Here is a 1,070-nt window from a genome sequence, read left to right on the forward strand (position 1 = left end):
TCCACCAAAACCAAACTTATCCTGCAAAATATCACGACGCCAGTCCGTGAATGGGAAACTCGACAGCCTTTTATGTACGTCGGTTTCGATCACGCTGAAGGCAGTCGTGAACTCGCTGTGGAGTTTGGCAAGCAGTTCCCGAAAAATACCCATTACAGCGTTTTGTACTTCTCTGAAGGCTACATTAGCGATATCCGTGGTAACACATTCATTCACCAAGTGAACCAAGACAGTCAGTTTGAACTACAATCTGCTTACTATACAAAAGCGACAAAACAGTCCGGGTATGAAGCTGCAAAAGCCAGTTTGAAAAAATACCCAGATGTCGAGTTCATTTATGCTTGTTCTACCGACGTTGCGTTAGGTGCCGTCGAAGCACTGTCTGAACTTGGCCGTGAAGACGTTATGATCAATGGCTGGGGCGGTGGTTCTGCTGAGCTAGACGCTATCTTAAAAGGGGAGTTAGATATCACCGTCATGCGTATGAATGATGATACTGGCATTGCGATGGCAGAGGCGATTAAATGGGATTTGGAAGGTAAGCCTGTACCAACGGTGTACTCTGGGGACTTCGAAGTTGTGACCAAATCAGATTCCCCTGAGCGAATTGAAGCTCTCAGAAAACGTGCATTTAGATACTCAGATAATTGATGACAATTACATCAAAGCTAAAAAAGCGTCGCTCGCTGTCGACGCTTATAACTAAAATTATTATTCTCGTTCTTGCTCCGATCATTTTAGGCATTTTCGTTCAGAGTTATTACTTCTCCAAACAGATCATTTGGCAGGAGGTCGACCGAACCAAGCAGCAAACGTCTGCGTTGATTCTGAATATTTTTGAAAGTCATTTTGCAGCGATTCAGATCCATCACGACAGCAATTCGAAAAGTGATGTGATTTTGGATTTTTACTCGGAGCGAAATGAAGAAGCCTTAAATTACTTCTTTCTCAGCATTGATCAGAGTGATCCTTCGCACACACCTGAATTTCGTTTTCTCACCGACCATCAAGGTATTATTTGGGACGATGGGAACGCGCACTTTTATGGTATCAACGATTCAATGCTGGAC

The 1,070-nt window shown here is 43.6% G+C and carries 2 protein-coding genes; both read left to right on the top strand.

Translation table 11 applies throughout. The annotated features are described in order from the left end of the window. Positions 1-651: substrate-binding domain-containing protein (locus tag R7P35_RS26055; RefSeq protein ID WP_318093366.1), on the top strand; the 651-nt coding region annotated here is incomplete at its 5' end. Further along, the coding region (locus tag R7P35_RS26060; protein ID WP_318093368.1) for a LuxQ periplasmic sensor domain-containing protein at positions 651-1,070 on the top strand (420 nt) is incomplete at its 3' end. The genes R7P35_RS26055 and R7P35_RS26060, both read left to right, overlap by 1 nt.

Origin of the sequence: Vibrio sp. Vb0304 (assembly GCF_033338995.1) — a bacterium.
Lineage (GTDB): Bacteria > Pseudomonadota > Gammaproteobacteria > Enterobacterales > Vibrionaceae > Vibrio > Vibrio alginolyticus.